Consider the following 24,425-nt stretch of genomic DNA (forward strand, 5'->3'; position numbering starts at 1 on the left):
GGCCACCGAAGTCCGGCGCCGCCGTCGCAGGTCCCGACGACGCGCCCGTCCGATCAGCTCACCTTCCCGGTGACCCGCAACGATTCGAAGGAGCTCGTCGTGGGCGTAGCAGTGTGGGCACTCATCACCTACATCGCGATCATCGTCGTCTGGAACACCGTCCTGAAGCGCAACATCGGCGAAGCGATGCTCGTCGGATTCGTCGCCGTGTGCCTGTTCGGCGGTGGTGACGCGCTGGAACTCGCTCGCGCGGGGCTGGACGAAGCGCTCTCCGAGGAGGTCGTGTTCGCCGCGCTGGCGTTCGTGTTCATGGGCTACCTGATGACCGAGCTCGGCCTCATCGACCGGCAGGTCACGTTGCTCAACTCCGTGTTCGGCAGGCTCCGGGGAGGTTCCGCGTACGTGTCGACCTCGGCGGCGGCCCTGCTCGGCGGGCCCGCCGGGTCCGGTTCCGGCATCGCCGCCTCCGTCGGCTCGGTGACGATCCCGTGGATGATCCGGTCGCGCTGGCGGCCCGACCTGGCGGCGTCGCTGGTGGCGGGCAACGCCGGGCTGGGGATCTCCATCCCGCCGAGCTCGTCGATGTTCCTGCTGCTGGGCTCGGCGGCGGTGGCGCCGGTGCTCAGCGCGGACCAGCTCATCGTCGCGGCGTTCGCCGGTGGGCTGTGGACGGTGCTGTACCGGTTCGTCGTGGTGTTCAGCTGGGTCCGCCGGTTCCGGATCGAGAAGATCTCCGGGGAGGACATCGCGCCGCTGCGGATCGCGTTGCAGCAGGGGTTCGGCTCGCTGCTGGTGTACGCGGGCATCGCGATCCCGGTCGTGCTGACGCTCGATGTCGGCGTCCGGTTCCTGGAATCCCGCGTCGGCGACGCGGCGGACGACATCAGCGTCATCGTGTGGATCCCGGTGCTGACCATCCTCGCGACGCTGCTCGTGGCGTGGCGGCGGCTGCCTCGCACGGGACGCGAGTGGAGCATGTACCTCGGGAACATGGCCTCGCGCTACGCCGTCATCGGCGCCACCCTGCTGTTCGCCTTCGCGGCGGCGGCGAGCCTGGGCGAGCTGGGACTGGTCGCGCAGCTCACCGCGATCATGGAAGGCTTCGAGGCTCCGCTGTGGATCGTCGCCTCGGTGGTCGGGCTGCTGCTGGTGGTGATCGCGGCGCCGCTGACCGGAACCGCCACCATCGCCGCGGTCGGCGGCGTCGCCTTCAGCGCCCTGACCGCCGCCGGAGCACCCCCGGCCGCCGCGGCCACCGCCATCCTCATCTTCGCCTCGACCGAGGGTGCTTCCCCGCCCGGTGCCGCACCGATCTACATCGCCACCGGCATCGCAGGCGTCGACCCGTCCCGCACGTTCCTGCGGCTCATCCTCTGGTTCGTGCTGCCGATCCTCGCCATCGGAGTGCTCGTCGCGACCGGCCTGCTCCCCGTTCCCGCCTGAGCGAAAGGGAAACCATGTCGCCCGAATCCCACCAGCCCCGCACCGCCCGCGTCCTCGCGCAGCGGATCAGCATGCCGGTGTTCAAGGTCTGCCTCGTCGTGTTCCTGGTGCTCGGCGTCGCGCTGGTGCTCGTCCAAGCCGTCGGCATCATGGTCGGGAACGCCGCGCTGGTGTCCGGCGCGGTCGACGTGCTGGGCGCGCCGACGACGATCGCGGCCGGGGTCACCGGGCTGCTCGGGTTCGCGATGTCCTACGTGTTCCCGTGGAAATCCGGCGAGGACTGAGGCGGTGGGGCCGGAGCCCGCGGTGGGTTCCGGGCGCTCGGCTCGGATCATCGGCGGTCGAAACGGCCTCGTTTGACCGCCTCGGTGAACGAGGGGACGTCCACGCGTAAGACCGGGCCTGCTGGATCCTTCGAATCCCGCATCAAGCGGAGATCCGCCGACACCTCCACGCACGCGGAGCCGTTCTGACTCCGGCTGGACTTCAGCCACCGGCGTTGTTCACCCATCACATCCGCTCCAGAATCTGGATCCGTCGGGTCATGGCCCTGCTCGTTTCCGCAGCGCCGATCCGCACTTGCTACTACTGCCGACAGCCGTACACCACAGCCCCCGACGCCACGAAGTGCGAACGCATCCACGAAGCGCTCGCCGCCTTGGAACGAGAACCTCGCTGATGGTCGTCGACGATCAGTGCGGTGCCGTCGTGCCGCTTCCGGAACGCCACCCGATGTCGGGGTGCACCTGGATGAGTTCGACGTCGGAACGCACCTGGCATCTGGTCCCGGCGCACTACGACACGTTCCGGATCCCGTGCGAGTGCGGGCGGTTCCGCACGGGACGGGTGCATCGAAGGCTGTGGAACAACCCACCCGCCGGGAATCGGTGCGCTGCCTGCGCGTCCGCGGTGTCGCGTGCTCACCTCGTCCGGGAGGCGCAGGCGATGCAGGTGGCGGTGGCGGGGAGCGCGGCCAGGCGTTCGTCACCGATGGGGGCGCCGCAGCGCTCGCAGCGGCCGTAGGTGCCGTCCTCGACGCGCGCGGCCGCCCGGTCCAGCTCCGCCAGCTCACGCCGGGCGTCGTCGAGCAGCCCCTGCACCTGAGCGCGCTCGAACGCGATCGTCTGGCCCTCCGGGTCGTGCTCGTCGTCGGTGCCGGTCCACGACGACACCTCCCGGATCTCCCCCAACTGCCGCCGCAACGCCCCGATCCGGGCCTCCACCTCGGCCCGGGTCCGAGCGAGTGCTGGGCGTGCACGACGTCCCACCATCCAAGGTGCAACGCCCCCACCTGTGGATTCATTTCCCTTCAGATCAGCGACAGCGAGATCCGCGTTCAACGACTCACCAGTCGAGCAAAGGCACATGCCTAATCAACAAGACGATCGCCTAAAAAATTTCAGAAAAAATCCCAAAAAATATTCCGCTTAACTCTCGATTTTGATCGACCGAAGAGTGGCGCGACAAAATAAGACGACGCCGCTTTAGCTCCTGATGAGCTCTATACGCTTACGGACCAATGGTTTCCGCAGGCGATCGGTGAAGCGCGGACACCACAAGAGTCACCAACCGCAACGCAGCATCCCAATCCGCCCGAGAAAGGGATGGAAACTGCTCTTGAACCTCCACAGGCACAGGAACACCTTCGGCGAAGTTCATGATGTCAGCGACCGGAACTCGCTTTTCACCCACGGTAATGACTCGGGATGTCCAATCGTTAAACATTTCCACATCGCTCAAGTGGACATTTTCCGCGCACTCCACGTTCTCATTGGTCTCGGAACCGAATTCAAGAATCGATTCACGAAGACTGGCCGTCAAGGTGTCCGCATCCACATGCTCCCGCCCCGAGACGGCAAGCAGTGCGTCAATGAAATTTTCTCGAGGACTCACCGCAGCTGTCACCTCCTCTTAACGACGATACCGTTGACCCGCTTGTTGAACTCGTCAAGCTTGTTCGCGGGGATAGCGCGCCTTCCAGGCTCATTGGTCGGCTTCACTTCGAGCCCATTTTCCTGCATCCACTGCCTGGTTCCCGGCTTGGCATGGACCTCGAAGGAATGCGTATAGTTCTTTCCTTGCCCCAACGTCCTGGGGTCTACTGTGCCACGATCTCCGATCCACTTGGGGTTGTTATGGTGGCGCTCCGGCTTAGGCGTGAGCTTACCCCCAGCCTCGTTGATCGAGTCCGCTTCACTCTTGCTCCCGTACCGCTCAAAGATCTCGTCGCTGCACTTTTTCTTTCGCGCGAGACCGAGCGGGTCGGAGAACTCCATCGGATTCGAAACATAAGCGTGACTATCCATGCCGCCGAGCAGCCCGATCGGGTCAGCCAAAATCACTTGCCCGGGGTTCCGCACCCGGCGACGATCAGCACGTCGCTTTCCGGGACAGTCCCACCGTGATCCTGCCGAAGAGAATCACTGAAATTTCTCACCTCAGCTTCCACATCGTCTCAAGGGCCGGGGAAACATTTTTACAACCCGTACTTCTCCTTGGTCCGCAACTGCTCGTCCGCCGCATAGGAAAGGAATTCTAGCAGGCTCGGCCAATTTCTACTGGGCTTCTCCTGGAACTCAATGTACTCCGATACGACACCAGAAGGGTCACCTGGAGCCATCCAATACAAAGATCCCCCTTGGTGCATACCAATATAGATTGAACCGGCCGGTGCCAAGTGCGACGCGTTGCACTCCTCCAGGAGCTCACGCATTTCCCCGTCAAGTTCGACCACCGACGGGTAAAAAAAGTCGCTCCCTCGAAGCAACTCGCCCGCCCGACGCCCCATTATGAGGAGAAACTCCTCATACTGCGCGGGCAGGTGCTCCGCACCCTTGACGGCGCGAATCTCCTCGACCTCATCCCGGTAACATGGCTCGATCGTATCGCGGGCGGCCAGTCCCCGATCGACGAGATCGGCGACGAGTTCAGCCATGGAGTCGGGCTTTGTTTGATCGCTCATAAAATTTATCTTCCAAGAGATCTTCAGAAGTGACCTTAATGCCAGGAAATGCCTGTCTGAACTGCTGCATTACACCTTGGCACGACGTGCACACCGGCTTTTCCAACACAATCCGGTCGCAGCGGAAGTGGCGTCGCGGATTCACCTGACCGAGCAGGGGGCTGAGCAATGCAGCGTCACGACCCACACGAATCAATGATCGAGCACCGCGCGGACGCGGCGGAGACGTCCGGCTGGACACCGCTGGAACGGACGATCCGCACCTGCTACTACTGCCGCCAGCCGTACCGGGCCGCCGTGGACGTGACCAAGTGCGAACGAATCCACGAACCGCTCGCCGCCCTCGCCCGTAGCGACGGCCATGCCGGTTCATGACCGGTGCGGATCAGTCGTCCCGCTCCCCGACCACCACCCGCTAGCAGGCTGCACGTGGATGACCTCGGTCCTGGAAACCGGATGGCACCTGGTGCCCGCGCACTACGAAACGTTCCGGACCCCTTCGCCTGCGGCCACTTCCTCACCGGCCCGGTATACCGCCGCCTCTTGAGCAAACCACCCACCGCACGCCACAATAGACTCTGGTCAGTCAGAGTTGTAAGACTGAGGAGAAACGGACCCGACATAAGTCTTACCTGGCATGATTAACACCCAAGGATCAAGGTCAGAGTCCGCAAAAAACTCCATCTCTACACTATCGCCGAAGATGAATTTTGGATCCGCCGAACCCGCAGCGGGTTCCACCGCGATAAGATTCATTCCGACAAGGTCAAGAATCCCCAAAGAAGCATTCTCCGAACTCCACGAGAACCACAGTTCGCCGCCACGCCGTACCCTCCATGGGCATACCGCGCTCAGCGACCAACCGTTGCCATTGACAGTAAGTGACGGATCCGCGAATTCCGCGCCGCGTACCGACATCGGTTGTGCGGCGGCCACTGCGGCCGAGACTAGCTCTATCATCAGTGCAGCTCCACGTGAGTACGTTCGCGTATATATGCGGCGCGTTGCCCCTTAGTCAAACCTGGCGGGGGCTGCACCGGTTTGCCAGTCGTGCCATCAACAGGACCGCCGTTCGCGTTAGTGAACGATGCTCGCTCTGGCGCTTGCCCGGATGCGTCCATTACTCGCACCAAACTACCATCCGGCATGGTGTATTGGGTTCCGGGGGATTGAGTGGGTTGCGACGAGAATCCGGCATCCTGGAACCCGGATTCCATACGCGACCGACTCGTGGGGATAGCTGTCCCATTGCCCCCAACAACAAAATCAGCGTTAGGGCAACTCTGTAACCCCAACGGGTCAACAAATTTGTTTGGATTATCGACGTAACGATGCGGATCGACTCCACCGGCCAACCCCAGCGGATCTGAACTCCCGTACCTCCCCGTCGCCGGGTCGTAGTGGCGGTGGAAGTTGTAGTTGAGGCCTGATTCGGGGTCGGCGTACTGGCCCGGGAAGCGCAGCGGTGTGTACGCGCCCGTGCGGCTGTGGTCGAGGGTGTTGCCCCACAGCGTCGTCCGATGGAACCAGGCCACTCCGCCCTGGTCGTTGATCAGCTCCGCCGGTGACCCGACCAGATCGGTGACGATCGAGTAGAACTGCCGGTCCACCCACTGCTGCGGCGCGTGGCGCAGGGGTGCGCGTTCGCGCTGGGCCAGCGGGCGGAACGAGCCGGGCTCGTAGTCCCAGACCGTCACGTGCAGGTCGGCGAACTCCGGGCCGCCGACGCCACCGGGACCGGCTCCACCGCTGCGCGCCTGTTCGGCGAGCACCACGCCGTCCCAGGTGAAGTCGACCTGCTCCAGCACCCGGTCGCCGGGTCCGAGGCGCTGCTTGGCGACGCGGCGGCCCAGCGGGTCGTAGCGGTAGCGCCAGCGCGAGCCGTCGGGGGTGAGCACTCCGGTCAGCCGGTCGTCGGCGTCCCACAAGTACCGCCAGGTGTCGGGCTTGTGCGACAGCCGCCTGCGCTGGCGCAGGATCATGCGGCCTTGGTCGTCGTGCTCGTAGCGCACCGAACCGGCTCGGCGCACCAGCGTGCCGGAGTACTCGCGGTCTCCGACGGCGTCGGCGTCGGGCGAACCCGCGGGCACCGGCCACGCCGCGTCGGTGACGTTCCCGGCGGCGTCGTAGGTGTAGCGCTCGGTCCAGCCGCCGGCCTGCACGGTGGTGACGCGGCCCGCGCGGTCGAGCTCGAAGGTGCGGGGTCCGGTGAGGGTGTCGTTGACACCGGTCAGCAGGCCGTCGGCCCGGTAGCGGTAGGAGCGCTGCTGGACCTGGTGCCCGGTGGCTCCGGTGATGTGCTGCGCCAGCAGCTGGTGGTTGGCGTCCCAGTCCTGGGTGAGCACGGCGTTCGCGCCCAGCGCGCGGGTGGTCTCGTGGCCGGCGGCGTCGTAGTCGAAGCGCAGCGTCCGGCCGCCCGCGTGCAGCGCGGTGGGCTGGTGGGCGGTGTTGAACTCCCAGGTGCTCTCCGCGCCGGACGGCGTCATCCGACGCACCCGGCGGCCGAGCGCGTCGTAGGCGGAGTGCACGGTGCGGCCGTTGACGCTCTCCGCGAGCACCCGTCCGGCGGCGTCGCGCTGGAAGCGGATCTGGGTGTCGCCGTCCATCGCCTCGGCGAGGCGCCCGGCCAGGTCGTAGGTGAACGTGGTCGTGGCGCCGGGGGTGCGGCGTTCGATGACGTCGCCGAGGACGTTGCGCACGAACGTGGTGGTCTCGCCGACGCCGTTGGTGCGTTCCAGCAGCTGCCCGGCCGCGTCGTGCCGGTAGGCGACCTGGCGGCCGTTGAAGTCGGTCTCGCGCACGAGGTTCCCGGCCTCGTCGTAGTCGTAGCGCCAGACGAGCCCCTGCTCGTTGGTGACGCTGGTCAGCCGCAGTTCGGTGTCGTAGCCGAACTCCAGGCGGGTGCCGTCGGGACGCACCTCCGCCGAGGGCAGGTCGAAGTGGGTGACCTCGGTGTGGGTGGCCTGGCCGAGCGCGTCGACGTGGGTGCGGAGGTTGCCCTCACCGTCGTAGATCCACCGCTCCGTCGCACCGTCCGGCAGGGTGCGCCTCGCGGGTTCGCCGTCGACGGTCCAGCCGAACCGGGTCGTGCCGCCGAGCGGGTCGACCACGGCCGACGCCCGGCCGAAACCGTCGCGCTCGTACCGGGTCGTCGCCCCCGCGGCATCGGTGATCGAGAGCGGCAGCCCGGCCGCGTCCGTTTCGACGCGCCGCACTCCACCCAGCGCGTCGGTGATCGCGGTGAGGTGGCCGTGCTCGTCGTAGGTGTAGGTCGTCGCCGCGCCCATCGGGTCGAGCAGCCGCGTGAGGTTCCCGCGCTCGTCGTACTCGCGGCGGGACACCGTCCCGTCCGGGCCGATCACCGTGATCGGTAGCCGCAGCTCGTCGTACTCGAAGCGGGTCTGCGAGCCGTCGGGGCGCGTGGCGGCCAGCAGGTTGCCGATCTCGTCGTACTCGTAGCGGACGGTGCGCCTGAGCGGGTCGGTCCGCGACAGCAGCCGGTCGAACTCGTCCCACTCGGAACGGACCTCGTGACCGGCGGGATTGATCTCGCGGATCGTCTGGCCGCGTTCGTTGAGGTGGTAGGTGGTCTGCTGCCCCAGCGAGTTCGTCCACCGCGTCACCCCGTCCTCGTAGGACATCGTGCCGCTGAAGAACCCACCGGAACCATCGGCCTGCACGACGCGGCCTTCGTGGTCGTAGGCGTAGCGATACCAGGCGCCGTTGCGGTCCGTCCAGCTCGTGATCCGGCCCGTGTCGTCGTAGGTGAACGTCAGCGGCGTGCCGGAGGCGTTGGTGACCTCGGTGAGCCTGCGGCCGGTGTAGCCGTAGCGCACCAGCCGGAGGTCGTCGCCGTCGGCCGCCTCCCGCAGGTGCAGCGCGGTGATCAGGCCGTCCTCGGAGTCGACCCGGATGCGGTAGCCGCCGCTGTGGCGGATCTCCAGCGGAGTTCCGGCCGCGTCCCGGTCGAAGTCGATGCGGTGCCCGTTGCGGTCGGTGATCGCCAGCAGCGGCAGCACCGCGTGCCCGAGGCCGACGCCGAAGTGCAGCGTGCGGCCCTGCTCGACGTCGGTGATCGTGAAGCCGTCCGCGGTGCGGGTCAACGCGCGGCGCGGGCCGGTGCGCGGCAGCACCGGCGAGTCGTCGGCGGGCAGCGGGTAGAACAGCAGCGTGCCGTCGTCGGCGGCGAGCGACACCTCGTTCCCGTCGACCTCCAGCCGCTGGTCCAGCGTGGACGACCAGCTGGGGCCGAAGTGCCGTCCTACGCGGTACGACGACAGGTGCGTCCGGTGCAGCACCAGCGGCAGCACGCCCGCCAGCTCCACGTCGGTCTGCGCGAGCACCATGTCGCCGCTGGCCACGTCGATCGGGTCGCCGCAGGTGTTCTTGTCCTTGTCCGGCACGCGTTCGGCGTCGGCACCGCGGTTGTTGCCCTGGATCGACGAATCGTCGGGGGAGCCGGTGCGGCCGGACGGCGATGTTCCGCTCGGACCGTCGGGCGTGTCGGCGCCGGACGGCTTGGTGCTGTCCGGGCCGGAACCGCCGAGGTCCGGGCCGGTCTGGTGCCCGTTGCCCGACGGTGGTGCGCTGGTACTCCCGGAGGACGCCGGGCCGGAACCTCCCGGCCGCCCGGCCTGCGCGGTCTGCCGGATGCTGTCCTGCGCGCCGGAGACGCTGCTGCTCGCGTCGATGTTCCCGTGCCGCTGCGACGGCATGCTCGGCGCATCACCACCACCATCGCCGTTCCCACCGCGAGGTCTCCTGGCCACAATCCCGCCTTAACGTAGGTCCGGTGCGAATCCCGGTCAGCCGTCGATGAGCTTGGTGAGGTTGGTGAGGCTGTCGATCAGGTCGCCGATGTAGCCGGTGATCTTCCCGACCCACTTGACCACGGCGGACGCGATCTGCGCGGCCACGACCGGGATGGTCACGACGAAGATCGCCTCGGCCGCCCACACGATGACCCGCGCCACCAGGTCCGCGATCAGGTCCCGCACCATGTCGCGGGTCATCTGCACCAGGCCGCCGGCGCCCTCGGTCGCGGCGGCCATCGCGGCGGACGTGGCGCCGAGGCCGCCGACCGCGTCCACGTTCGCGCCCATCATCTCGCGGTAGGCGTCGGCGGCCTCCCCTTCCCAGCCGGGCAGGTCGCGTTCCAGGTCCGCCTTCAGGTCTTCGGACATCGACGCCAGTTCCGCGGCCATGTTCGTCCACGTGTTCGCGTGCGAGGTGACGACGTCGGGCATGCCGGTGAGCTCGTCGAGCATTTCCCGCAGGGGCTCGAAGTGCTCCATCGCCCAGCCCAGGCCGTTGGACAGCAAGGTGCCGAACGGGTCGAGCACGGCGGAGGCGACCTCCAGCCCGACTCCGACGCCCGACAGCACCCCGCTGGTCCAGTCGCCGCTCTGGATCGAGGTGACCAGGCCCTCGATGCTGTCGGCCGTCCCGGCCCCGGTCCACGCCTGCTGCGTCGATTCGACCGGGGCGACCAGCGAATCGTCGCTCACAGGCCACCTCCGGCGGCCTCGAAGCCCTCGCCCGCTTCGACTTCGCGGCGGTCGTAGTCCTCCGCGGTCGCGCGCAGCGCCTGCGCGGCCTGCGCCAAGTTCTCCTCCACGAACGCGAGCAGCTCGTCCTGCTTGGTGTGCCGGCCTTCCAGCACGCCGGGGATCCACGAGCACAGCACGCCGTAGGCCTGGTCGTCCTGCGCGATGTTCGCGCTCGCCGACTTCACCGCGCCGAACCGCGCCTGGAGCGCCTCGACCTTCTGCGCGTGCGCGCGCAGCTGGTCGGCTTCAACACCGAACCCGTCCGCCATGGTCAGCTCCGGAAGTCCTTCGTCACGTCGTAGTCGTCGTACTCGTCGCGCGGCGGCCGGGCGGGCCGCTCGGCGGGTTCGGCCGGGTCCGGTCCGCTGCGCAGCCGGTCGCCGAGGCGCTGCGCGATCTCCTGCCCGGCCGCGGAATCGGCGCCGAGGGTGTCGGTGACGATCTCCTGCGACCGGTCCGCGGCCTGGTTGCGCGCGGCGGCCAGCGCGGCGAGCACGGCCCGGGACACGACGTCCGGGGACTTGCGCTTGATCTCGTCGGTCAGGCGCAGGTCCACCATCGACCCGGTGGAGTCGACGGTGACCTGCGCCAGGCCCTGCGGATCGCCCGCGGTCACCCGGATCTCGCCGATCCGCTCGCTCATCGCCTGCGTGTTGGCCGCGACCTGCTCGGCGCGCTGCCGCCAGGCGGCGAGGCGTTCGCGGGCGGCGTCGGGGTCGAGGACGTCCCCGTTCACCTTCCGGCTCCTTCGATCACCACGGCCACTCCTCCGACCAGCTCGACACGTCCGCTCGACCAGCCTTCCAGCCACATCCGCGGGACGGCCCGGAACGCCGGTCGATCACTCGATCAGCCTAGCGGCCGGCGAGCGCGGCGCGGACCAGTTCCAGCGGGTGGTGCGCGGCGCGCGGGGTGCCGTGCGCGATCTGCTGGCGGCAGGACACCCCGGTCGCGGCGATGAGCGTGGTGCCCGGTTCGGCGCGCACCGCGGGGAACAACCGGTCGGAACCGATCGCCATCGACAGCTCGTAGTGCTCGGCCTCGAAGCCGAACGAGCCCGCCATGCCGCAGCACCCGGCGTCGAGCTCCGCCACCTCGGTGCCGGGGATGCGGCGCAGCAGGCCGACGGTGGCGGCGGTGCCGACCTCGGCCTTCTGGTGGCAGTGCCCGTGGAACAGCACCCGCCGTCCCGCGGGCCAGGTGTCCGCGGAGAGCTCCAGGTCGCCCGCGTCGATCGCCTCCGACAGCAGCTCCTCCAGCTGGCGCACCCGGCCGGCGACGTCGCGGGCCGCCGGGTCGTCCGGCAGCAGCGACAGCGACTCGTCCCGCAGCGTCAGCACGCAGGACGGTTCGCACCCGACGATCGGTGCGTCCGAAGTGGACAGCCGGGCGACGAGGTCGCGGGCCTTCGCCTTCGCGTCGTCCACCAGCCCCTTCGACAGGCTGGAGCGTCCGCAGCAGCCCCGGTCCACCAGCCGCACCTCGTAGCCCGCGCGCTCCAGCAGCTCCACCGCCGCCCGGCCGATGCCCGGCTCGGTGAACGTGGTGAACGAGTCCGCCAGGAACAGCACCGGTCCGCGCGGCGCCGGACCCGCCGCACCCCGGCCGCGGAACCAGGAGGCGAGGTGGCGGCGCTGGAACCGCGGCAGCGGCCGGTGCTCGGTGATGCCCAGCGCGCGCCGGGCCAGCCTGCGCAGCAGCGGGATCCGGCCCGGCAGGTTCGACAACGGCGCCGTCGCCGCCCCCAGCCGGTTCAACGCCCGGATCGAACCGAACACCCGCGAGCGCAGCGGCACGCCGTGCAGGTCGTGGTGGTGCGACAGGGTCTCGCTCTTGAGCTTGGCCATGTCCACGCCCAGCGGGCACTCGCTCTTGCACGCCTTGCACATCAGGCACAGGTCCAGCACCTCGTGCAGCCGCTCGTCGCCCAGCGCCCGCTTCGGATCGGGTTCGGACAGCGCCTTCACCAGGGCGTTCGCCCGGCCGCGGGTGGCGTCCTGCTCGCGGGTGGTGGCCATGTACGACGGGCACATCACGCCGGTGGTGCTCTTGCGGCACAGGCCGATGTTCATGCACCGGTCGGCGGCGCCGCGCATGCCGCCGACGACCTCGAAGGACAACCTGGTGCGGAACGGGCCCGGCACCGGCTGCTCGGCGTCGCGCAGGTGCTCGGTCATCGGCGGCGCCTCGACGATCTTGCCGGGGTTGAGGGTGCCCGTCGGGTCGAACAGGTGCTTCACCCGGCACATCGCCGCGTACAGCTCCTCCCCGAACAGCTCGCGGTTGAACTCGCTGCGGGCCAGGCCGTCGCCGTGCTCGCTGGAGTTCACCCCGCCGTACTCGGCGACCAGCGACTTCACCTCCTCGGCGACCGCGCGCATCGTCGCCACCTGGGCGGGTTCGGCGAGGTCCACGAACGGCCGGATGTGCAGGCAGCCCACCGAGCAGTGCCCGTAGAACCCGGCGGTCAGGCCGTGCCGGTCGAGGATCTTCGCGAACTTCGCGGTGTACTCCGGCAGGTGCTCGGGCGCGACGGCGGTGTCCTCCACGAACGCCAGCGGCCGCCGGGTGCCCTCACCCGCGGCCATCAGCAGGCCCAGGCTGGACTTGCGGACCTTCAGCAGCGACTCCTGCTGGGCCGGGGTGACCGCCTCCAGCGTGTGGTAGCCGTGCCCGTGCTTGCGCCACCGCGCGCTGAGCCGCCGCAGCCTCGCCACCAGCTCGTCCTCGTCGTCGCCGGTGAAGCTGACGAACAGCAGCGCATCCGGATCGCCGTCGAGGATGGTGCCCAGCGAGGCGTACTCGATGCGCTGCCGGGACAGGTCCAGGATCGTGCGGTCCATGAGCTCCACCCCGGACGGGTCGCAGGACAGCGCGTCGCCGGTGGCGGCGATCGCGGCCTGCGTGGAGGTGAAGTGCCCGACGGCGATCACCGTGCGGCGCGGTTTCGGCACCAGTCCCACCACCGCCTCGGTGGCGATCACCAGCGTGCCCTCCGAACCGACCACGAACTCGGCGAGGTCGAACGGTCCCGGCGCGGCCAGCCGGTCCAGCCGGTACCCGCCCGCGCGCCGCCAGAAGTCCGGGAATCCGTCGGTGATCGCGCCGTCGGCGACGAGTCCGGGCAGCTCCCGGTGCAGCCGCGCCTCCAGTCCAGGACCGGCCGCGCGCCGCAGCCGCTCCGCTTCGTCGACCGGGCCGAACCGGGCGGTGGAGGCGTCGGAGAGCACCACCGACAGCTCCCGCACGTGGTCGATCGTCATGCCGTGGCGCACCGAACCGCTGCCCGCCGAGTTGTTGCCGATCATTCCGCCGAGCGTGGCGCGGTTGCTGGTGGAGGTGTCCGGCCCGAACATCAACCCGTGCGGGGCGGCGGCCCGGTTCAGCTGGTCCTGCACCACGCCCGGCTGCACCCGCGCGAGGCGCGCCTCCGGGTCCAGCTCCACGATCCGGTGCAGGTGGCGGGAGAAGTCGAGCACGAGGCCCGGCCCCACCGTCTGCCCGGCGAGGCTGGTCCCCGCGCCGCGCGGCACCACCGGCACGCCGTGCTCGGCGGCCGCCGCCACCGTCGCCGCCACGTCCGCCGCTTCGCGCGGGAACACCACGCCCAGCGGGGTGATCGAGTACATGCTGGCGTCGCGGGAGTACAGGTGCCGCGTGTAGTCGTCGAACTCCACCTCACCGGCCAGGTCCGCCCGCAACCGCCGTTCCAGGTCGTCCATCACGCCTCCCCCAGCTCGGCCAGCGCGGCGGTGATGCCGCGCTCGTCGAACGGGACGCCCGCCGCGGCCAGCCCCAGCTGCACCCCGGACAACGCCGCGGCCAGGCCCACATCGTTGAGATGTCCCAGGTGGCCGATGCGGAACACGCGCCCCGCGAGCTTGCCCAGCCCCGCGCCCAGCGAGGTGTTGCACCGCTCCAGCACCACCCGCCGGAACTCGTCGGCGTCGTGCCCATCGGGCAGCAGCACCGCGGTCAGCGCCGGGGAGTGCTCCCGCTCGTCCAGGCACAGCACCTCCAGCCCCCAGCCGCGCACCGCCGCCCGCGTCGCCGCCGCGTGCCGCAGGTGCCGCCGGAACACCGCGGGCAAGCCCTCCTCGTCGAGCATCACCAGCGCTTCGCGGAGGCCGAACAGCAGGTTCGTCGCCGGAGTGCTCGGGAAGAACCCGCGCTCGTTCGCCGCCAGCTGCGGCCGCCAGTCCCAGTAGGACCGCGGCAGCCGCGCGGATTCGGTGGCGCGCAACGCCTTCGCGCTGATCGCGTTGAAGCCGAGCCCCGGCGGCAGCATCAACCCCTTCTGCGAGCAGGCGATCGTCACGTCCACGCCCCACTCGTCGTGCCGGTAGTCCACCGAGCCCAGCGAGGAGATGGTGTCCACCAGCAGCAGCGCGGGATGCCCGACCGCGTCGAGCGCCCGCCGCACCTCGGCGATCCGGCTGGTCACGCCGGTGGAGGTCTCGTTGTGCACCGCGCACACCGCCCGGATCTCGCCGTCCGGGTCGGCGGCCAGCCGCTCCCGCACGACCTCCGGGTCGATCCCGTGCCGCCAGTCGCCGGGCACGAAGTCGACGCGCAGGCCGAGCTTCTCCGCCATCTCCCGCCACAGCGCGGCGAAGTGCCCGGTCTCGAAGGCCAGCACCCGGTCGCCGGGGCTGAGCGTGTTCACCAGCGCCGCCTCCCACGCCCCGGTGCCCGAGGACGGGTGGACCACCACCGGGCCGGTGGTGCCGAACAGCGGCCGCAACCCCGCCAGCACCTCCGCGGCGAGGGCGGCGAACTCGGGGCCGCGGTGGTCGATGGTGGGTGCGGACATGGCCCGCAGAACGCGGTCCGGAACGTTCGTCGGGCCGGGAACGTGCAGGAAGTGCCTGCCGATCGGCTGCGCCATCGGATTCTCCCCTGGTCTATTCAGAACTCTTGACCGTCAAATGTGCGCGGGGTCATACTCTCCCGGCACGAGACGTTGATCTCGCATCACGGAAATGAATTCCGCTCCCTTCCCGAGCCGACGACCGCCTCGAATCCAGGAGCACCATGTCCGTACAGATCTGGTCCATCATCGGGCTCGTCCTCATATTCCTCCTCGCCACGCTGCGCTCGGTGAACATGGGAGCCGTGGCATTTCTCGGAACATTCCTCATCGGCACGTTCCTGGTCGGCGACAGCGCCGACGAGCTGTTCGGCGGATTCCCCGGAGACCTCTTCGCGGTCCTCGTCGGGGTCACCATGCTGTTCGCCATCGCCAAGGCGAACGGCACCGTCGACTGGATGATCCACGCCGGAGTCCGCGCCGTACGCGGCCGCATCGCCCTCGTTCCGTGGGTGATGTTCCTGGTCACGAGCCTGCTGACGATGGTGGGCGCGGTGGTGCCCGGCGCGGTCGCGATCATGGCCCCGATCGGGCTGAACTTCGCCGCGCGCTACCGGATCAACCCGATGCTGATGGGGCTGCTCATCATCAACGGCGCCACCGCGGGCGGGTTCTCCCCGATCAGCATCTTCGGCGGAATCACCAACGGAGTCGTCGAACGCAGCGGACTCCCGGGAAATCCGCTGCTGCTGTGGGCGAGCCAATTCGCGTTCAACCTGGCGCTGAGCGTCGTCGTGTTCTTCCTCTTCGGTGGACGCGAACTCCTCGGCCGAACAGCCGAACCAGAATCCGCGGAATCGTCCAACGGCGGGACCACCGGGACCACGGTTCGGCTCGACGCGCAACGAATCCTCACGCTCGCCGGATTGCTCGTCCTCGCCGTCGGCGCACTCGCCCTCGAATTCGACGTGGGCCTGCTGGCGCTGAGCATCGCGACCGTGCTGTGCGTGCTGCACCCGGGCACCGCGAAATCCTGCGTCGCCGAGGTCGCGTGGCCGACGGTGCTGCTGATCTGCGGCGTGGTGACCTACGTGAGCATGATGGAGCGGATCGGCACCATCGAGTTCCTCGGCGACGGCGTGGCCGGGATCGGCGTTCCGCTGCTGGCGGCGTTCGTGATCTGCCTGATCGGCGCGGCGGTGTCCGCGTTCGCCTCCACCACCGGGATCCTCGGCGCGCTCATCCCGCTCGCGGTGCCGTTCCTGCTCACCGGACAGGTCGGCGCCATCGGCATGATCATCGCGCTGACGGTGTCCGCGTCCGTCGTGGACTCCTCGCCGTTCTCCACCAGCGGTGCGCTCGTCGTGGCGGGCGCTCCGCCGGAGCTGCGCGAGGGCGTGTTCCGGCGGCTGATGGCCTGGGGCCTGAGCATGATCGCGGTCGGGCCGGTGGTGTCCTGCGCGCTGTTCGTGCTGCCGGGGTGGCTGTGAGCGCCGTCCGCGGCGAGCACCGGATCGGCGCGGCGGACCGGCTAGGCTTCCGGGATGAGCGAAGGAATGCGCACCGTGCTCTCCGCTTTCCGGGTGCTCGAAGAGGTCGCGCACACCCAGCCGGCCGGGGTCGGCGACCTCGCCCGCAGGCTGCGGATGCCGAAGAGCACCGTGCAGCGGGCGCTGCGGACGATGTGGACGGCGGGCTGGATCTGCCCGGACGGCGCGGACGTCACCCGCTGGGTACTCACCACCCGCGCCTTCCAGGTGGGCCAGCGCGCCATCGCCGACATCGGCGTGCGGGACGCGGCGGCGGCCGTCATGCACGAGCTGCGCCGGGAGACCGGCGAGACGGCGCACCTGATGGTCCGCGAGGGCGACCACGCGGTGCTCATCGAGCGGGTCGAGACCGAGCACCCGATCCGCGCGGTGGTGCCGCTGGGCAGCACGGTGCCGCTGCACGGTTCGTCGAACGGCAAGGCGATGCTGGCGGCGATGCCCCGGGAAGCGGTGCGCCCCATCCTCGGTGAGGAACTGGTGCGCTACACCGACAACACGATCGTGGACTGGGCGGAGTTCTTCGCGGAGCTCGACCGGGTCGCCGAGCTCGGCTACGCCGCGAACACCGGCGAGTGGCGCGCCGACATCGCCGCGGTCGCCGCGCCGATCTTCGACGACACCGGCGATCCGGTCGCGGGACTGTCGATCTCCGCACCGGCCGGCCGGATCACCCCGGAGCTGCGGGAGCGCTACGGCGCGCTGGTCGCGGAGGCCGCCGCCCGGGTGAGCGCCACGCTGGGCCACCGCCCCGCGGTCCTGCCCGGCTGAGCCGCCCATCCGGCATCACCGGCCGAGCCACTGCGGGCGGCGCTTCTCGGTGAACGCGCGCACGCCTTCGCGGAAGTCCGCGCTGCCGTAGCAGGACTCCACCAGGTCGTCCCCCGGTGGCAGCGCGTGCCCCCGCAGCCTCCGCACGGCCTCCTTGGTGGCGCGCATGGTCAGCGGCGCGTGCCCGGCGATCCGCTCGCACAGCTCCGCGACCCGCGCGTCGACCCGGGATTCCGGGAGCACCTCGGAGGCCAGCCCGGCGCGTTCGGCCGCCTCGGCGTCGAGGAAACCGGCCGTGCAGATCAGGTGCATCGTGCGCCCCGCGCCGATCAGCGAGACCAGCAGCGCGTGGTTGCGCATCGACAGGCAGTTGCCGACGGTGCGCGCGATGGGCATCCCGAACTTCGCCCGCTCCGAGCAGATCCGCAGGTCGCAGGCCGCGGCGATGGTGAGTCCGCCGCCGGTGGCGTAGCCGTCGACGACGGCGATCGTCGGCACGGGGATCCGCTCCACCGCGTCCAGCACCGCCTCCACCCGCCGCTCGTAGTCGTGCCCGGCGGCGGCGCCGTCGAAGTCCCGGAACTGGCCGATGTCGGTGCCCGCGACGAACGCCTCGCCCCCGGCGCCGCGCAGCACCGCGACCCGCACCCGCGGTTCGGCGGCGACGCGCGCGCAGAACTCGGCGAGCTCGTCGTACATCCGCCAGGTCATGGCGTTGCGGGCTTCGGGCCGGTCGAAGGTGGCGGTGGCGACGGTTCCGTCGATCTCGACGCGCACCCGCCCGCTCATGCGACGGCTCCTTCGGCCCGCAGGGCGCGGATCTCCTCGTCGGTGCGGCCGGTGGCGCGCAGCAGTTCGTCGGTGTGCTCGCCGAGCGCGGGCGCGGGCCTGCGGATCCGCCCGGGGGTGCCGCTGAGCTTCACCGGGACGCCGAGCGCGCGCACCGGGCCTTCGCCGGGGTGGTCGACCTCGACGACCATCTCGCGGGCGAGGGTGTGCGGGTCGGCGCAGGACTGCGCGTAGTCCCGGATGGGTCCGGCGGGCACCCCGGCCGCCAGCAGCAGCTCGGTCCACTCCTCGGTGTCCCTGGTGCGCAGGGTCGTCGCGAGTTCGGCGGCGAGCTCGGCGCGGTGGCGGACCCGGTCGGTGTTGGTGGCGAACCGCTCGTCGGCGGGCAGTTCGGGCCGGTCGAGCACGGCGCAGAGCCGCCGCCACAGCCGTTCGTTGTTGGCACCGACGGTGATGTGCCCGTCGCGGGTCGGCAGCGCCTCGTAGGGCGCGTTGACCCGGTGCGCGGAGCCGAGCCTGCCGGGTGCCTCGCCGGTGGCCCACAGCTCGGAGGTCTCCCAGATCGACAGGGCGAGGGCCGCGTCGTACAGCGAGGTGTCCACGGCCTGCCCGCGCCCGGTGGCGGCCCGGGACAGGCAGGCGCTGAGGATGCCCACGGCGCAGAACAGCCCGGCGGACAGGTCGGCGACGGGCACCCCGGACTTGGTGGGCGGGCCGCCGGGTTCGCCGGTGACGCTCATGATCCCGCTCATGGCCTGGGCGATGAGGTCGTAGCCAGGACGCCCCGCGTACGGCCCGGTCTGCCCGAATCCGGACAGGGAGGCGTGCACGATCCGCTCGTTGCGCTCGCGCAGCGCCGGGTAGTCCACGCCGAGCCGGGTGGCGACGCCGGGCCGGAAGCTCTCCACCACGACGTCGGCGTCCCGGACCAGCCGGTAGAAGGTGTCGAGCCCGGCATCGGTCTTGAGGTCGAGCGCGATGCTGCGCTTGTTCCGGTTCACCGCGAGGAAGGCGGCGCTGGTGCCGCGGGGCAGCCGGTGCCCGGTGGCCTGGCGGGTGGCGTCGCCGCCGCCGACCGGTTCGACCTTGATCACGTCGGCGCCGAGGTCGCCGAGCAGTTGGCAGCAGTAGGGCCCGGCCATGACCTGGGTCAGGTCGAGCACGGTCAGGTTTTCCAGCGCGAACGTCATCGTTGCCCGCCGATCTGTGCCGCTGCACGGCACGACCTGTCTGTGACGGCATAACCGTACGAGCACGGCGGAGCCGCGGTCAAGGTTCCGGAGAACCGCAGGTCGGAGCGCATGTCGACCTGTGCCGCACATCACAGGACGACTTGGGGGCCACGTGAAATACACAGCTCCGGTGTGGCGATTCACCGGGCGGGAGAAGGTCGAGCAGTGGCAACGAGAGGCCGGTTCGGAGCCTTGATCAGCCTCCAGCGACGTTCCCCCGGACAAGAATCACGTCGCGTTGTCACAGGAGACTCGGATGAGCCACATCATCGTCGCGCTGTCGGTCGAAGCCGTCGGACTGTTCGCCATCGCCGGGGCGATCACCGCGTGGACCCGCTCGGTCCTGCGGGCCAGCCCCCGCTGAAACCCCCTCCGCGAACGCAGAAGAGCCCCGCTGCCGAGAACGGCGACGGGGCTCTTCCGCGTCCGAGGTCAGTCCTTGGCGCCGACCAGCACCTTCGCTTCCTCGTGGTCCACCGCGGCCGGCGGCGAGCCGGGCAGCCGCTTGCCCGCGGACTCCTTCGCGAAGTACACCGCGACCGCACCGATCACACCCGCACCCATCAGGTAGTAGGCGGGGATGTCCAGGTTCCCGGTGAGCGCGATCAACGCCGCGATCACCGTCGCGGCCGTGCCGCCGAACAGCGACACCGAGATGTTGAACGCGATCGACAGCCCGCCGTAGCGGATGTCGGTCGGGAACAGCGCGGGCAGCACCGACGGCGAGGTGGAGTTGAAGCACAGCAGCATCAACCCCATCAGCATCAGGCCGCTGAACGTGGCGAACGTGCCGCCCGCCTTCAGCAGCATGACCGACGGGATGGCCAGCACCACCAGCAGCACGCACCCGGTGTACATGACCGGCTTGCGCCCGATCTTGTCGCTGAGCCGGCCGATGAACGTGATCAGCACCATCGACACCAGCAGCACCACGATCTGCAGCACCTGGGACGTCGTGGAGTCCGTGCCCGCGTGCCCGTTGTCCGGCAGCGTCTGGGTGAGGTAGGTGGGCATGTAGCTGGTCAGCACGTAGTTGGTGACGTTGAAGACCAGCACGATGCCACCGCACACCAGCATCGCCGGCCAGTGGTTGACGAAGATCTTGCGGAACTCCGCCAGCGTCTGGTTGCCCTCGCGCCCCTCGGACTCCGCCGCGATCTTCGCGAACGCCGGGGTCTCCTCCAGCTTCATCCGGAGGTACAACCCGATGCCGCCGATCGGACCGGCGATCAGGAACGGGATGCGCCAACCCCAGGCCAGCAGGTCCTCTTCGCTGAGCAGCAGCTCCAGACCGGTCGCGAAGCTGGCACCCAGCGCGTAGCCGGTGAGCGTGCCGAACTCCAGGAAGCTGCACAGGAAACCGCGCTTGCGGTCCGGCGCGTACTCCGCGATGAACGCCATCGCGCCGCCGTACTCACCACCGGTGGAGAAGCCCTGCAGCAGCCTGGCCAGCAACAACAGCATCGGCGCCGCGACGCCGATGGCGTGGTAATCGGGCAGGATGCCGATGATGAACGTGCTGATCGCCATCATGATGACGGTCAGCGACAGGACCTTCTGCCTGCCGATCCGGTCGCCCAGCGGCCCGAAGAACAGCCCGCCGAAGGGCCGCACCAGGAACGCCGCGGCGAAGGTGCCGAGCGTGGCGATGGTGCCCATCGTCGGCGAGAGGCCGGCGAAGAACACGCTTTCGATCTTCACGGCCAGGTAGGAGTAGACGCCGAAGTCGAACCACTCCGTGACGTTGCCGATCGCGGCCGCACCGACGGCTCGGCGAATCACGCCCGGCTCGGTGACCGTCACATCCGATACCGAGAAGTCGTCCGATTCCGCGTTGGACGAGCTTGCCCCTGACAAGGAGAACACCCCTCTTATCCATTCTCGGCCGCCCACCCCCGGGGCGGCCCGTCGAGGCTCCTGCTCGACAACTCTTTTTCGACCTTGGGCAGACACCTTAGTGCCCCGAACGGGTCAACCGAAATCCACCGACCGAAATCTATCCACGCATTCGTTCGAATAGTCCGATTTGCACTTTACTCGCCGCCACCTGGCGACTCGGACATTCGAACCGATATTCGCATAGCGGTCACCCACCGGCGGAGCCGGTTGCACGGACAGTGATTGAGCGAACCGTGATCGAAGTCTCCGCACCGCGATTCGACCTCTTAACACGATTATCGAAAAATTGCGCGCGCAGTTCCGCCGATCCGGGGAAAAACCCCCGATCCGGGGACGCCCACCTACTTTCGTAAGACCCCGTACGCAGCATTGCCGGCCGTTGAAGATCGATGCTAAAAAGTGAAAATCAACTCCCGGGCCGGCCGCTCGCGCGCCGCCGATGACTCGGGAATCCCGGCCGCGATCTGGGGAATCGCCGCGCCGACCGCCGGTCGAACGCGACCCAGCCCGCGCACCGCCGAGGCCGACCGGCATGCCGGGACCGCACCGCACAACTGGGGGCTCCACGTGACGAAACCGCTGTCGTTCCACGTCCTCGGCCCGCTCACCGTCGGGAGCGGCGGGCGATGTCTCGACGTACCCGGATCCAGGCAGCGCATCCTGCTCGCCGCGCTGCTGGTCAAGTTCAACCAGGTGGTGTGCGTCGACGAGCTCGTGGACCGGATCTGGGACTCCCGGCCGCCCTGCCGGCCGCGCCGGGCGCTGCACACCTGCCTGACCCGGCTCCGGCACGCCATCGCGGACGCGCCCGGCGCGCCGGACCTCATCCGCACCTCCAGCGCCGGGTACACGCTCCAGGCGTCCCCGGAGACCCTCGACTTCGCCCGCTTCATCGAGCTGCTGGAGCAGGCGCGCGCCGCGGAGGCCGCCCACGACCGGCTCCGCGAATCCGCCGCCCTCGGCGAGGCGCTGGCGCTGTGGCGCGGGGAGCGCGCGCTACCGGACGTGGCCTCGGACTCGCTGCACCGCGACGTGGTGCCCGGGATGCACCAGCAGCGCATCGAAGCGCTGGAGCGGCGCGGCGAACTGGAGCTGGAACTGGGCCACCACCGCGAGCTCATCGGCGAACTGCGGGCGCTGACCTCCGCACATCCGTTCCACGAGCGGTTCTGGCAGCAGCTGCTGCTCGCGCTCTACCGCTGCGGGCGGAAGGTGGAGGCGCTGCTGGCCTACGCCGAGCTGACCTCGCGCATCCGCGACGGCCTCGGCGTGGAGCCCGGACCGCAGCTGCGCGATCTGCACCTGGCGATCCTGCGTGACGACCAGGTGCCGCCGCTTCACACCGCGTCGTAGCGGCCGGGACGCCGCTGCGCGCGGTGCCGCGGACCCGCGCGGCCGGGACGGTCCGCTCCCCCCGCGTCCGCGACGCCCGGTTCCACGGCCCCGGCGCCCGCTCCGACCGGATCGGCCCGGTCCGGGCGCGTGCCTGCCGGCCCAGCGCCTTCCGGATCCGCGTCCTCCGGACCCGCACGGTCCGGACCCGCACGGTCCGGATCCGCGCCTTCCAAATCCGCGCGGTCCGCCGCATCGGCCGACCGGTCCGAGCCGTCCGCCCCACCGGAGCCGCGCCGTCGCCAGTACACGACCCCCAGCACCACCAGCACGAGCACCGCCACGGCCGGGATCGCGCCGAACGCCCCGGCCAGCCGCGAGTACGACGCCCCGGCCAGGTAGCCCACGCTGCCTTCCCCGCACGCCCACACCACCCCGGCGAGCGCGCTCCACGGCGCCATCCGGCGGTAGGGCAGGCCGGACGCGCCGATCAGGTGCGGAGCCGCGGACCGCACCAGCGGCACGAACCGGCACGGCACCAGCGCGGGCCCGCCGCTGCGGCGGAACAGCTCGCTCGCGCGGTCCCACGCGCGCGGGACGCGACGCGCGAACCGGGTCTCCCGCAGCCGAGGGCCGAGGTGGCGCCCGGTCCAGTGGCCGAGCGCGTCCCCGCAGATCGCGCCGACGGAAGCGGCCAGCACCACCGCCCACGGTTCCAGCACCCCCGCGTAGACGAGCGCGCCCGCGACGAGCAGCGGCCCCAGCGTGGGCACGAACGGGCTGATCACCAGGATCCCTTCGGTGAACACCAGCCCGGCGAGCAACCCGTAGGCGGCCGGCGGCGGCAGTTGCGCCAGCCAGTCGGCCGGTGACGGCATCAGCGGTCCTCCGCCGCGGGTGCGCGCAGGTGCCAGACGTGCGCGGGCGGCAGGTTCCACCACACCGTCGAGCGGCCGAGGCCGTAGCGCTCGACGAACTCGCGCTCCACCTCCATCGCGGCCCGGTGCCGCCGCGACTCGGTCGGGCCGCTCACCAGGGCGCGGGCCCGTTGCGTGCCCAGGTAGCCGAAGAAGGTCAGGTGCCCGCCCGGAACGAGCAGTTCGAGGTGCCGGTCCAGCAGCGCCCACACCTGCTCGGGTTCGAAGTTGGTGAACGGCAGCCCGGAGACGACCACGTCGTAGCGCGGTTCCAGCGGCGCGTCCAGCACCGAGACCTCGTGCAGCGCGATCCGGTCGGCGACGGCGGAGAGCGCGAACTCGGTGCGCAGCGCGGTGTCGAGCATCCGCACGTAGTGCGGGTTGATCTCCACGACGTCCAGCCGGTCGGCGGGGCCGATCCGGTCGGCGAGCTCCCGCGTCACCACCCCGCTGCCCGCCCCGACTTCGAGCACCCTGGCCGGTGGCCGGTGCTGCGGCGGCAGCAGCGGCGCGGCGAGCCGGGCGGCGAGCCGTCTGCTGCTGGGGGCGATCGCCCCGGTGACGCGGAAGCTGCGGAACGCCTCGCGGGAGAAGGCGAACCGTCCGGGCGACGTGCTGCTGCTGGTCTGCACTGGGTCCACGTCGTTGCACGCTACTGGCGGGATCAACGGGCACCATCGGTCTCATGGCCACGGAGATCCGGTACGAAAGTAGGGGGGCGGCGGCTCCCTATGCTCGTCCGTCGTGGCGACGAGGAGCAACCCGGTGACCGCGGTACCGCCGCGCACGCGGTGGTGGGTGGAGGCGGCGTTGCTCGTCGCGGTCTCGCTGCTGTCCGCGCAGGAGGCCTACGTCCGCGCCGGCGGCGTGGTGCTGAGCCCGCAGGTCGGCGCGGTGCTGCTGGCCGGGATCGCGCTCGCGTGGCGCGGGCGGAACCTGGCGGTCGCGGCGGTGCCCGCGGTCCTGGTGGCCGCGGTGCTGGGGACGGTGCTGCCGCTGCTGGTGGTGCTGTACTCCTGCGCGAAGCGCGGCAGGCTGGTGGTGGCGGCGGTGTGCGCGGTCGCGGCGATGGGCGGGAACCTGCTGCAGCCGCAGCACTCGCTGTGGGGCACCCGGGTGTACGTGCTGGTGCTGCTGCTCGTCGCGGTGGCGGCGCTGGGCATGTGGGCGGGCG

General features: G+C 70.0%; 23 protein-coding genes and 1 pseudogene. 7 read left to right on the forward strand and 17 right to left on the reverse strand.

The features are described 5' to 3' along the window. Window positions 1-99 precede the first annotated feature (99 nt). Together LCD33_RS06495 and LCD33_RS06500 are read left to right on the forward strand one after the other, a co-directional pair. Entirely contained in the window at window positions 100-1,443 is a 1,344-nt protein-coding gene (locus LCD33_RS06495; protein ID WP_224966037.1) for a TRAP transporter large permease subunit, read from the forward strand. Window positions 1,444-1,457: 14 nt separating this feature from the next. Beyond that, window positions 1,458-1,727, forward strand: coding sequence for a hypothetical protein (locus LCD33_RS06500; RefSeq protein WP_224955523.1), 270 nt, complete (start codon window positions 1,458-1,460; stop codon window positions 1,725-1,727). 47 nt (window positions 1,728-1,774) lie between these two features. On the opposite strand, the gene LCD33_RS06505 is transcribed toward LCD33_RS06500, so the two are convergent. From LCD33_RS06505 to LCD33_RS06525, 5 genes are all read right to left on the reverse strand, one after another. Then, window positions 1,775-1,954, reverse strand: coding sequence for a DUF397 domain-containing protein (locus tag LCD33_RS06505; protein ID WP_224955522.1), 180 nt, complete (start codon window positions 1,952-1,954; stop codon window positions 1,775-1,777). Between the two features lie 409 nt (window positions 1,955-2,363). Next, a complete protein-coding gene (locus tag LCD33_RS06510) occupies window positions 2,364-2,666 on the reverse strand; it encodes a TraR/DksA C4-type zinc finger protein (protein ID WP_308011233.1) in 303 nt (100 codons plus the stop codon). Between the two features lie 286 nt (window positions 2,667-2,952). Then, on the reverse strand, window positions 2,953-3,348 hold the full coding sequence (locus tag LCD33_RS06515) for a DUF433 domain-containing protein (RefSeq protein WP_224966035.1): 396 nt from the start codon (window positions 3,346-3,348) through the stop codon (window positions 2,953-2,955). Further along, window positions 3,345-3,719, reverse strand: coding sequence for a hypothetical protein (locus tag LCD33_RS06520; RefSeq protein ID WP_224966034.1), 375 nt, complete (start codon window positions 3,717-3,719; stop codon window positions 3,345-3,347). The genes LCD33_RS06515 and LCD33_RS06520 overlap by 4 nt, the downstream gene beginning before the upstream one ends. A 200-nt stretch (window positions 3,720-3,919) precedes the next feature. Beyond that, entirely contained in the window at window positions 3,920-4,405 is a 486-nt protein-coding gene (locus LCD33_RS06525; protein ID WP_224966033.1) for a hypothetical protein, read from the reverse strand. A 195-nt stretch (window positions 4,406-4,600) separates the two neighbouring features. On the opposite strand from LCD33_RS06525, the gene LCD33_RS06530 reads away from it, so the two are divergent. Next, entirely contained in the window at window positions 4,601-4,780 is a 180-nt protein-coding gene (locus tag LCD33_RS06530; RefSeq protein WP_224966032.1) for a hypothetical protein, read from the forward strand. Between the two features lie 207 nt (window positions 4,781-4,987). Here LCD33_RS06530 and LCD33_RS06535 read toward each other — a convergent pair whose 3' ends face one another. From LCD33_RS06535 to LCD33_RS06565, 7 genes are all read right to left on the reverse strand, one after another. Continuing rightward, window positions 4,988-5,341 (reverse strand): hypothetical protein, encoded by a 354-nt coding sequence (locus LCD33_RS06535; RefSeq protein WP_224977618.1) that lies wholly within the window; start codon window positions 5,339-5,341, stop codon window positions 4,988-4,990. Between the two features lie 23 nt (window positions 5,342-5,364). Next, window positions 5,365-9,120 carry a DUF6531 domain-containing protein gene (locus tag LCD33_RS06540; protein WP_224977619.1) on the reverse strand — a complete coding sequence of 1,252 codons (3,756 nt, stop codon included), beginning with the start codon at window positions 9,118-9,120 and terminating at the stop codon, window positions 5,365-5,367. Window positions 9,121-9,210: 90 nt separating this feature from the next. Then, window positions 9,211-9,912: a WXG100 family type VII secretion target gene (locus LCD33_RS06545; RefSeq protein WP_224966029.1), complete on the reverse strand. Its 702-nt coding sequence runs from the start codon at window positions 9,910-9,912 to the stop codon at window positions 9,211-9,213. Continuing rightward, window positions 9,909-10,223, reverse strand: a complete 315-nt coding sequence (locus tag LCD33_RS06550) for a type VII secretion target (RefSeq protein ID WP_224955515.1) — start codon at window positions 10,221-10,223, stop codon at window positions 9,909-9,911. The genes LCD33_RS06545 and LCD33_RS06550 overlap by 4 nt, the downstream gene beginning before the upstream one ends. 2 nt (window positions 10,224-10,225) lie before the next feature. Next, on the reverse strand, window positions 10,226-10,690 hold the full coding sequence (locus LCD33_RS06555; protein ID WP_224955514.1) for a YbaB/EbfC family nucleoid-associated protein: 465 nt from the start codon (window positions 10,688-10,690) through the stop codon (window positions 10,226-10,228). 118 nt (window positions 10,691-10,808) lie between these two features. Continuing rightward, a complete protein-coding gene (locus LCD33_RS06560) occupies window positions 10,809-13,676 on the reverse strand; it encodes an FAD-binding and (Fe-S)-binding domain-containing protein (protein ID WP_224977621.1) in 2,868 nt (955 codons plus the stop codon). Then, window positions 13,676-14,842 carry an alanine--glyoxylate aminotransferase family protein gene (locus LCD33_RS06565; RefSeq protein WP_224955512.1) on the reverse strand — a complete coding sequence of 389 codons (1,167 nt, stop codon included), beginning with the start codon at window positions 14,840-14,842 and terminating at the stop codon, window positions 13,676-13,678. Before LCD33_RS06565 ends, LCD33_RS06560 begins: the two co-directional genes overlap by 1 nt. 146 nt (window positions 14,843-14,988) lie before the next feature. On the opposite strand from LCD33_RS06565, the gene LCD33_RS06570 reads away from it, so the two are divergent. Continuing rightward, window positions 14,989-16,254, forward strand: a complete 1,266-nt coding sequence (locus LCD33_RS06570; RefSeq protein ID WP_224955511.1) for an SLC13 family permease — start codon at window positions 14,989-14,991, stop codon at window positions 16,252-16,254. Window positions 16,255-16,308: 54 nt separating this feature from the next. Then, on the forward strand, window positions 16,309-17,082 hold the full coding sequence (locus tag LCD33_RS06575) for an IclR family transcriptional regulator (RefSeq protein ID WP_224955510.1): 774 nt from the start codon (window positions 16,309-16,311) through the stop codon (window positions 17,080-17,082). Window positions 17,083-17,097: 15 nt separating this feature from the next. On the opposite strand, the gene LCD33_RS06580 is transcribed toward LCD33_RS06575, so the two are convergent. The 3 genes from LCD33_RS06580 to LCD33_RS06590 all read right to left on the reverse strand — a co-directional run bounded on the left by LCD33_RS06580 (window position 17,098) and on the right by LCD33_RS06590 (window position 20,885). Next, entirely contained in the window at window positions 17,098-17,871 is a 774-nt protein-coding gene (locus LCD33_RS06580; RefSeq protein ID WP_224955509.1) for an enoyl-CoA hydratase/isomerase family protein, read from the reverse strand. Further along, a complete protein-coding gene (locus LCD33_RS06585) occupies window positions 17,868-19,061 on the reverse strand; it encodes a CaiB/BaiF CoA-transferase family protein (RefSeq protein ID WP_224966027.1) in 1,194 nt (397 codons plus the stop codon). Before LCD33_RS06585 ends, LCD33_RS06580 begins: the two co-directional genes overlap by 4 nt. Window positions 19,062-19,535: 474 nt before the next feature. Further along, a complete protein-coding gene (locus LCD33_RS06590; RefSeq protein WP_224955507.1) occupies window positions 19,536-20,885 on the reverse strand; it encodes an MFS transporter in 1,350 nt (449 codons plus the stop codon). A 684-nt stretch (window positions 20,886-21,569) separates the two neighbouring features. Between LCD33_RS06590 and LCD33_RS06595 the strand changes: the two genes are divergently transcribed. Further along, window positions 21,570-22,355, forward strand: a complete 786-nt coding sequence (locus LCD33_RS06595; protein WP_224955506.1) for an AfsR/SARP family transcriptional regulator — start codon at window positions 21,570-21,572, stop codon at window positions 22,353-22,355. On the opposite strand, the gene LCD33_RS06600 is transcribed toward LCD33_RS06595, so the two are convergent. Continuing rightward, entirely contained in the window at window positions 22,340-23,212 is an 873-nt protein-coding gene (locus LCD33_RS06600) for a DedA family protein (RefSeq protein WP_224966025.1), read from the reverse strand. The genes LCD33_RS06595 and LCD33_RS06600 overlap by 16 nt on opposite strands. Further along, window positions 23,212-23,892: a methyltransferase domain-containing protein gene (locus LCD33_RS06605; RefSeq protein ID WP_224966024.1), complete on the reverse strand. Its 681-nt coding sequence runs from the start codon at window positions 23,890-23,892 to the stop codon at window positions 23,212-23,214. The genes LCD33_RS06600 and LCD33_RS06605 overlap by 1 nt, the downstream gene beginning before the upstream one ends. 124 nt (window positions 23,893-24,016) lie before the next feature. On the opposite strand from LCD33_RS06605, the pseudogene LCD33_RS06610 reads away from it, so the two are divergent. After that, window positions 24,017-24,425, forward strand: a pseudogene (locus tag LCD33_RS06610) (two-component sensor histidine kinase); the annotation flags it as partial.

Origin of the sequence: Saccharopolyspora sp. 7B (genome assembly GCF_020177435.1) — a bacterium.
Classification (GTDB): domain Bacteria; phylum Actinomycetota; class Actinomycetes; order Mycobacteriales; family Pseudonocardiaceae; genus Saccharopolyspora_C; species Saccharopolyspora_C gregorii.

Coding starts and splice junctions, on each gene's coding strand:
- LCD33_RS06500 (WP_224955523.1), top strand. CDS start 1,458: ATGTCGCCCGAATCCCACCAGCCCCGCACCGCCCGCGTCCTCGCGCAG.
- LCD33_RS06505 (WP_224955522.1), bottom strand. CDS start 1,954: ATGGGTGAACAACGCCGGTGGCTGAAGTCCAGCCGGAGTCAGAACGGC.
- LCD33_RS06520 (WP_224966034.1), bottom strand. CDS start 3,719: ATGGAGTTCTCCGACCCGCTCGGTCTCGCGCGAAAGAAAAAGTGCAGC.
- LCD33_RS06525 (WP_224966033.1), bottom strand. CDS start 4,405: ATGAGCGATCAAACAAAGCCCGACTCCATGGCTGAACTCGTCGCCGAT.
- LCD33_RS06530 (WP_224966032.1), top strand. CDS start 4,601: ATGATCGAGCACCGCGCGGACGCGGCGGAGACGTCCGGCTGGACACCG.
- LCD33_RS06540 (WP_224977619.1), bottom strand. CDS start 9,120: ATGCCGTCGCAGCGGCACGGGAACATCGACGCGAGCAGCAGCGTCTCC.
- LCD33_RS06550 (WP_224955515.1), bottom strand. CDS start 10,223: ATGGCGGACGGGTTCGGTGTTGAAGCCGACCAGCTGCGCGCGCACGCG.
- LCD33_RS06560 (WP_224977621.1), bottom strand. CDS start 13,676: ATGGACGACCTGGAACGGCGGTTGCGGGCGGACCTGGCCGGTGAGGTG.
- LCD33_RS06565 (WP_224955512.1), bottom strand. CDS start 14,842: ATGGCGCAGCCGATCGGCAGGCACTTCCTGCACGTTCCCGGCCCGACG.
- LCD33_RS06570 (WP_224955511.1), top strand. CDS start 14,989: ATGTCCGTACAGATCTGGTCCATCATCGGGCTCGTCCTCATATTCCTC.
- LCD33_RS06575 (WP_224955510.1), top strand. CDS start 16,309: ATGAGCGAAGGAATGCGCACCGTGCTCTCCGCTTTCCGGGTGCTCGAA.
- LCD33_RS06580 (WP_224955509.1), bottom strand. CDS start 17,871: ATGAGCGGGCGGGTGCGCGTCGAGATCGACGGAACCGTCGCCACCGCC.
- LCD33_RS06585 (WP_224966027.1), bottom strand. CDS start 19,061: ATGACGTTCGCGCTGGAAAACCTGACCGTGCTCGACCTGACCCAGGTC.
- LCD33_RS06600 (WP_224966025.1), bottom strand. CDS start 23,212: ATGCCGTCACCGGCCGACTGGCTGGCGCAACTGCCGCCGCCGGCCGCC.